Source organism: Psychromonas antarctica (assembly GCF_022267535.1).
GTDB classification, from domain to species: Bacteria; Pseudomonadota; Gammaproteobacteria; order Enterobacterales; family Psychromonadaceae; genus Psychromonas; species Psychromonas antarctica.
The window spans coordinates 1-7,155 of sequence record NZ_JAHNZV010000125.1 but is presented as its reverse complement, the minus strand read 5'-3'; the positions used below and the strand labels follow the sequence as shown (position 1 = coordinate 7,155).

The window sequence follows — 7,155 nt, the reverse complement described above, 5'->3', positions numbered from 1 at the left end:
CTTTAAAAGTGAATATTCCCCCCCATATATTATTAACTACTAACAGATGCGCGCTATTTAAGTGAGCGCATCCCATTAAATAAGAGAATAAATATGTCTGAATTACAACTAAACACTCAAGAACAGCAAGCAAGCTACGGTATTGGTCTACAAATGGGAGAGCAACTTGCTGCTAACCCTTTTGATGGTTTATCAATCACTGCTGTTTCCCAAGGCATCGCAGATGCTTTCGCTGGTGCAGAAAGTAAAGTTGCTCAAGCAGACTTACAAGCAGCTTTCGAAGTTGTCTCTGCGCGTATGCAAGCGGCGGCTGCGCAACAAGCTGAAATACTCGGTGCAGCAGGTGCTGAATTTTTGGCTGAAAACGCTAAAAAAGAGGGCGTTGTAACGACTGAATCAGGTCTTCAATATGAGATTATCACTGTGGGTGAAGGCGAGAAGCCAACGGCTGAATCAACCGTTAGTGTGCACTACCATGGATCTTTAACTGATGGTACGGTATTTGATAGCTCAGTTGATCGTGGCCAGCCAGCAGAGTTCCCTGTTGGCGGTGTTATTGCAGGTTGGACTGAAGCCTTACAACTAATGACTGTTGGTTCAAAATACAGATTAGTTGTTCCTGCGGCGCTAGCCTATGGTGAACGTGGTGCTGGTGCTGCAATTGCTCCTCATTCAGTATTAGTATTTGATGTTGAATTATTAGCCATTAAATAATTTATGCTTCCGTAAAATAGCGGCTATCATAGATACTTCAGCCCCTAACTTGGCAACAGGTTTGGGGTTTTTTTTGCTTTTTTCTTTTTGGTTGTTGATAGTTAATCGACTCATTTATGTTTGCCAAAACGAATGCTATTTAGCCGAAAGTTGCATTTTTATTTAATTAAAACAAGTGCTTATATAAGTTTAGACTTTGCTGTTATTCTTGCTCTCTGCGCCTAAATAGAGTCTTTAATGAGTGAAAATAGTATTAAGATAGCTAATGCCGAGGTTCTACTTCCGTCGAGAGGTTAACGATATCCGTATTTTGAGGGCATATTCCTGTTTACTTAAAATCGCTAGGTTCGGGCCAATGTGTTAGGTCAGTATAATCAGCTTTAGACAAGCATTACATTACGACCTATAAGTGGATAGGGCTTTAATAATAAGATTGAGAACAGCACCAATACAATATTTTCTCCCAGAGAATGTCCCCAGAGAATGCCTTAAATCAATAATGATTATGTAAAGTGATAAATTCGAGTAACAGTGGGAAAAAGGTATAACCGGTGATACAGATAAGCCAAAACCAAGCGCTTAAACTTAGGCGCTGCAGCGACTGCGTAATTTTTCCTACATCAGGTGTGCGGCCTGAGCCAAGCGTCGCATAGGTCACTTTTTGACGTTGGTAAAGGCGCACGCCACCGAGCTCTATCTGCATGCTCAATGCAAAACTTGAGAGCATTAAGCCTGATGAAAAATGGTGCCAATGAAGACTCTGTTTGAATTTATTGGGGATGTTTTCGAGGGGTTTATCATAAAGCGCAAAGGTAAAGCTAAGGATCAAATGCACGGGGAAAAGCATTATTGAGTAAACAATGCTGGGGATGTCACTTAGCGATGTAAATTCAAGCTGTTTGGAATTCCATTGTTGCGCACAAATTTGTACCGTCCGGTAGAACATTGCACCATAAACACCGGTTAGCAGGTACCAGAAAACGACTGCGAACCAGGATGCACTGAGCTGCATTACCATCGATTCAATAGTCGCTTTATTGATACCCATCAATGACAGTGGTTTTGTTTCGCGCTGGGTTAATGATGCAAGTCTGAATTTTGCTTGGGCAAGATGGTTACGTTTTAATGCATCAATAACGTTTAAGTAAGTTATTTTTTTGTCATGCCATGAAAGTAATAAAAATAATAACAACATATCTAAGAAAATAGACTGGTAAACTACGTTATATAACTGACTCACAATTAATATGCTTGGGAGATAGATGAGGCAAATAGACAATATGCTAGCAAGGCGCTTATAGCTGTCGCTGCGATCATCTAAATTTACTTTCTTAGCTATCTGTTTAAACATTAACTCAACTGCCGAAAGCGGATTAAGATCTTTCGGCAGTGAGATGATGAATGAAAACAGGGCAACGCTTAGAAAGCTAAAATAATCACTGTTTTGTTTAATAAATTCAATAAAATATTGCACTTAGTCCAGTCGATTCAGTATTGCCTCAACCAATATAGAGGCATTTTTTGCTGCAATGGGAAGATATTGCTCAAATGATAGCTCTGATGTTTTGCCTGCGATATCCGATAAAGAGCGAATAACCACAAAGGGTACTTTAAATTGGTGACAGACTTGTGCAACAGCGGCTGCTTCCATTTCACAAGCGGCCATAGCGGGGAAATTATTACGGGCAATTTCAGCTTTGCTAGGATCAGCCATAAATATATCCCCTGTACAGATAAGGCCTTGGACGATCGTTAACGAGTCTAATGTTTTTGCCGCTTGCTGGGCAATATCGATCAACTTTTTGTCTGCGACAAAGGCCGCCGGTAATTGTGCCATCTGCCCAATCTCATAACCAAACGCAGTTAAGTCGACATCATGAAAACGAACTTCAGTTGAAATAACAATATCTCCAACATTAAGAGATGAATCATATCCGCCTGCAGAACCTGTGTTGATAATATACTCAGGACTAAATTTTTCCAATAGGAGTGTTGTAGCGACAGCTGCCGCGACTTTGCCTATGCCTGACTTTGTTAAAATGACCTGTTTAGTGTTTAATTCACCTTGGTAAAATTCACATCCAGCAATGAGGGTTGTCTGGACGTTCTTCATTTTTGCTTTTAGGATGCTAATTTCTTCATCCATGGCACCAATAATGGCTATTTTCATCTTCTTTGTTCTCTGAAATTCTAATAAAGACGCAATCCTAGCATAATCTTAGTCAGATCTTCACTCTATGGTTCTTTTGTGTGTCCGAACTGTGTAAAATCTCGCATATTAAAATTGAATAAGCACTGATCAGGAACCCAAACAAATGAATGCCTTACTTGAAGATTTAAATGCGCGAGGTTTAGTTGCGCAAACTACAGCCGATGATGAGTTACACGAACATTTATCAAGTGGTTGCCAAACACTTTATTGTGGTTTCGATCCGACCGCGGACAGTTTACATATTGGTAGTCTAGTGCCGTTATTGACGTTAAAACGTTTTCAACTGGCTGGCCATAAACCATTAGCTTTAGTGGGCGGGGCAACGGGCCTTATCGGCGATCCTAGCTTTAAAGCAAATGAACGCAAATTAAATAGTGACGATATTGTTGATAATTGGGTTAGCAAAATTAAAAAACAGGTTAGCGCATTTATAGAATTTGGTGATAAAGAAAATGCAGCAGAAGTTGTTAATAACTTAGATTGGATTGGGAAAATGGACTGCATCTCATTTTTAAGAGACGTGGGAAAACACTTTAGTGTCAACGCAATGATTCAAAAAGAGTCAGTTAAACAGCGTATTGAACGTGAAGGCTCGGGTATTTCATTTACTGAATTTAGCTATATGTTATTACAATCTTATGATTTTGCAGCTTTAAATAAGGCCACTGGCTGCTCTTTGCAGATTGGCGGTTCAGACCAGTGGGGGAACATAACCGGTGGTATCGAACTGACTCGTCGTATGAATAAAGAGAAAGTATTCGGTTTGACTTTGCCGTTGGTGACTAAAGCAGACGGTACCAAATTTGGCAAAACTGAATCAGGTACAATCTGGCTTGATCCTTCTAAAACATCACCTTATGCCTTTTTCCAGTTCTGGATAACGACATTAGATGCGGATGTTTATAAATTTTTACGTTACTTTACCTTTTTATCGATCGCAGAAATTGCCGTGATTGAAGAAAAAGATAAAACCATTCAAGGTCGTCCAGAAGGGCAAGGAATTTTAGCCCAAGAAGTGACTCGTTTAGTACATGGAGAGGAAGGTTTAGCTTCAGCTCAACGTATTACGCATGCACTATTCTCGGGAGATTTAAGTGCATTAAGTGAATCTGATTTAGCGCAATTAGCACAAGACGGACTGCCAACAACAGAAGTACAGGAAGATCAACAATCACTGGTTGAACTGTTAACGAGCTGCGAATTGGCTAAATCAAACAAAATGGCGCGTGAATTTATTCAAAATGGTGCAGTAACAGTTAATGGTGAAAAGCAGCAGGACAGTGAAACTGTTTTACAAAAAACAGAAGCGTTATATGGCAAATACACAGTGATTAAGCGTGGTAAACGACTATTTAATCTATTTATCTGGAAATAAGGTCAAATTTGAAAATGTTAAAATTTAAAACTGCTAAATTACTAGGGATTTCAGTCTTATCAGTTTTTGTCACGCAAGTCGCTGCGCAGCAAGGAAAGAGTAATAACTGGATCGATTTTAGCGATCCGACCGCTATTTACTCTAAGGCGGGGCTCGGTGCAGGCAGTGAAGGTGTTGATCTTTATGGTGCTTTCGGTGGTTATTTAGGTGGTCAATTCAAACATAAGCTGACTGTGGAGGCGATGCACGATCTTGACTACTACAACATTAATTATTTTGCCTTTAATACGAGTAATGACACAGGTTTCTCCTTAGATACACGTTGGGGGGATGTCTATGATCAGGCTTCAATTGGGGTGCTGAAAAAGCTTCCTCTGGAAAATAAGAGCATTAAAATTTACCCGTCAATGCACCTTGGTCTGATGTGGTCTGATACAGACGATAGTACGACTTATATCGAGATTAATGCTGCAGCGCGCTATTCTGTAAATCGTGTTTTTTGGTTTGGCGTGACGCCCAGCTATATTTATGCGATGAGAGGGATGGATATTAACGAGCTAAATGCAACCGTTGATGTCGGTTATCAACTTGCAAAAGACATTGCAGTCTCGGGACACTTTAATAATGATGGGGAAGCGTGGGCTGATTTTACTTTTGCATTTTAGCTTATGCTAAAATGGATCTACCAAGGCCACTCTTTAGTGGCCTTTTTATTAGGTAATATATTTTAATGCAACTAACTGATTTTGTTAATACGCTCGGAGCCGATTTAAAAAAACGTTATTCTGAGAAAGTCCATAAACTAACCCTGCATGGTAATTTTAGTTGCCCCAACAGAGATGGCACATTAGGTAAAGGAGGTTGTACATTTTGTAATGTTGCGGCCTTTGCTGATGAAAATCAGGCGGGATTAAGCATCAAAAATCAACTCTCACTGCGCGCCCAAGAAGTTGCCCATAAGGCCAATAAGTACCTCGCTTACTTTCAAGCTTACACTAGTACCTACGCAGAAATAGCTCAATTGGCTTCACTTTATAAACAGGCCACAGAAAATATAAATATTGTTGGTATCTGTGTTGGTACTCGCCCCGATTGTGTTTCCGATGAGGTACTAAATTTATTAAGTAGTTATCTACTGCGCGGTTATGAAGTATGGTTAGAGTTAGGTCTACAATCAGCCAATGATAAAACACTCAAATGCATTAATCGAGGGCATGGTTTTGCAGATTACCAATCAGTGTGTATTAAAGCTCGGGCGCGTGGCATAAAAGTATGCACTCACTTAATACTCGGTTTGCCTCGCGAAACGCAGCTAGATTATCGGCAAACATTAAACCGTGTTATTGAAACGGGGGTTGATGGTTTAAAGCTTCATCCTTTACATATCGTGCGCGGCGCAACAATGGAAAAGTCTTGGCGAGCTGGGCGATTAAGCACATTATCCTTAGATGAATATAGCCAAGTGGCTGTTGATCTAATTCGCCATACGCCACGAGAAATTGTTTTTCATCGTATTTCTGCTACTGCTAAACTTGAAGAATTGCTTTCCCCATTGTGGTGCGAGAAACGCTGGCCGGTACAAAATAGAATCGCTAAATTGATGCAACAGCAAGGAGGTCAGGGTACCGGGTTGTGATCAAAGTGTGACTATTGATATATAAATTTAATATTTAAATGTGATGAATGCTATAAAGAAATAGCAGTGGAGTGTATAGTCGATGCGTTGATTGTATATTACGCTGATAGAGGCTTTATGATGCTAAAATTATGTTCGCTTCTTTGTTACTTATTATTTTTACCCAGCGCTTATGGCGTGTTAAATGAATCCAATAAAGCAGATGAAATTAATGTTTATATAGAGCAGAATCTGCCCTATTCTGGTTTTAACAGACAACAAAAAGCGCAAGGTATTTTTGTTGATTATTGGATGTTGTGGTCGCTACAATCGGGGATTACGGTTAATTTTTTGCCTTATATTAAAGAAGATATTGCAGCGCTATTAAGTGGTAAGAAAAACACCGTTTATAGTGGATTAGGAAAACCTTCTAAAATATCGGCCAATATTAAAAAATCACCTTTATTTTCAATAAGCAGCCAACTTTACTTTAGACCAACGCGTCGCGACAAGATCCAATCATCACTCGTGGATAAAACGGTTCTCATTACGGTTGGTGGTTTATTACCTAGATCACAACAGTTATCTCAGTTTGTCAACTCACCGAATATCACTTATAGAGAATATTCTGGCTTACTGGAATTGTTACTCGATATCTATTTTGAGAAACTTGATGCTTTGGTTTTATTCAGTAGCCACCAAGTTCATCAACGTTTGTTAGATCAATTTTTATCTTTATTGCTCAATACGACATCCTCGCCAATATTGACTAATGAATTGTTTGTTTATAGTGAGCAACAGAATAATAACCTTTTAGATTGGATTTTATGGGGTGAACAGGTTGGAAATATCCCCAATAAAATGACATCTGCACTTGAGAAAGTTACAAATCCTATTTGGGGAAGTTCTACTGATATGGCCGCAAGAATAATGACCATTTTTAGTTGTATTGCTTTACTATTTATCTATATACGCGTGATGCGTAAAAAAGATAAGGAATTTGAAAACATATTTCATTCATCACCTTATCCTTTAATTATTTATTCATTAGATGGACGCATTATTTATTACCTTAACGAAAAAGCAGAATCAGCATTTCCCTTTAAAGTTTATAACTGATGTTACGCACTTACGGCCAGCATCTGCTTCCAGGCTTTAAGTGCTTCTTTTTGAGCTTTTATATAAAGCTTTGTTTTCAATCCAAATGTGGTTAAGCCTTTTTTTACACTTAACCCTTCC

8 protein-coding genes and 1 pseudogene are annotated in these 7,155 nt (G+C 39.1%); 5 read left to right on the top strand and 4 right to left on the bottom strand.

Annotation, left to right across the window (positions count from 1 at the left end; genetic code table 11):
- The first annotated feature begins 93 nt into the window (after nt 1-93).
- Nucleotides 94-714, top strand: coding sequence for a BamJ family beta-barrel-assembly machinery protein (locus KSO91_RS15195; protein ID WP_238743879.1), 621 nt, complete (start codon nt 94-96; stop codon nt 712-714).
- On the opposite strand, the gene KSO91_RS17690 is transcribed toward KSO91_RS15195, so the two are convergent.
- From KSO91_RS17690 to mtnN, 3 genes are all read right to left on the bottom strand, one after another.
- On the bottom strand, nt 700-828 hold the full coding sequence (locus KSO91_RS17690; RefSeq protein ID WP_275114014.1) for a hypothetical protein: 129 nt from the start codon (nt 826-828) through the stop codon (nt 700-702). The two genes, KSO91_RS15195 and KSO91_RS17690, sit on opposite strands and share 15 nt — an antisense overlap.
- A gap of 379 nt (nt 829-1,207) precedes the next feature.
- A complete protein-coding gene (locus KSO91_RS15190) occupies nt 1,208-2,188 on the bottom strand; it encodes a cobalamin biosynthesis protein (RefSeq protein WP_238743878.1) in 981 nt (326 codons plus the stop codon).
- Complete coding sequence (mtnN, locus tag KSO91_RS15185; protein WP_238743877.1) at nt 2,189-2,884, bottom strand: 5'-methylthioadenosine/S-adenosylhomocysteine nucleosidase; 696 nt, start codon at nt 2,882-2,884, stop codon at nt 2,189-2,191.
- A gap of 145 nt (nt 2,885-3,029) precedes the next feature.
- Between mtnN and tyrS the strand changes: the two genes are divergently transcribed.
- The 4 genes from tyrS (at nt 3,030) to KSO91_RS15165 (ending at nt 7,035) form a co-directional block, all read left to right on the top strand.
- Entirely contained in the window at nt 3,030-4,301 is a 1,272-nt protein-coding gene (gene tyrS, locus KSO91_RS15180; RefSeq protein ID WP_238743876.1) for a tyrosine--tRNA ligase, read from the top strand.
- A gap of 14 nt (nt 4,302-4,315) precedes the next feature.
- Complete coding sequence (locus tag KSO91_RS15175) at nt 4,316-4,966, top strand: hypothetical protein (protein WP_238743875.1); 651 nt, start codon at nt 4,316-4,318, stop codon at nt 4,964-4,966.
- A 65-nt stretch (nt 4,967-5,031) separates the two neighbouring features.
- Nucleotides 5,032-5,937, top strand: coding sequence for a tRNA modification radical SAM protein MnmL/YtqA (mnmL, locus tag KSO91_RS15170; protein ID WP_238743874.1), 906 nt, complete (start codon nt 5,032-5,034; stop codon nt 5,935-5,937).
- Nucleotides 5,938-6,054: 117 nt separating this feature from the next.
- Entirely contained in the window at nt 6,055-7,035 is a 981-nt protein-coding gene (locus tag KSO91_RS15165) for a type 2 periplasmic-binding domain-containing protein (RefSeq protein WP_238743873.1), read from the top strand.
- Nucleotides 7,036-7,037: 2 nt separating this feature from the next.
- Here KSO91_RS15165 and KSO91_RS17945 read toward each other — a convergent pair.
- Nucleotides 7,038-7,155: pseudogene (locus tag KSO91_RS17945) on the bottom strand (IS701 family transposase); the annotation flags it as partial.

Coding starts and splice junctions, on each gene's coding strand:
- KSO91_RS15195 (WP_238743879.1), top strand. CDS start 94: ATGTCTGAATTACAACTAAACACTCAAGAACAGCAAGCAAGCTACGGT.
- KSO91_RS17690 (WP_275114014.1), bottom strand. CDS start 828: ATGAGTCGATTAACTATCAACAACCAAAAAGAAAAAAGCAAAAAAAAC.
- mtnN (WP_238743877.1), bottom strand. CDS start 2,884: ATGAAAATAGCCATTATTGGTGCCATGGATGAAGAAATTAGCATCCTA.
- tyrS (WP_238743876.1), top strand. CDS start 3,030: ATGAATGCCTTACTTGAAGATTTAAATGCGCGAGGTTTAGTTGCGCAA.
- KSO91_RS15175 (WP_238743875.1), top strand. CDS start 4,316: ATGTTAAAATTTAAAACTGCTAAATTACTAGGGATTTCAGTCTTATCA.
- mnmL (WP_238743874.1), top strand. CDS start 5,032: ATGCAACTAACTGATTTTGTTAATACGCTCGGAGCCGATTTAAAAAAA.
- KSO91_RS15165 (WP_238743873.1), top strand. CDS start 6,055: ATGATGCTAAAATTATGTTCGCTTCTTTGTTACTTATTATTTTTACCC.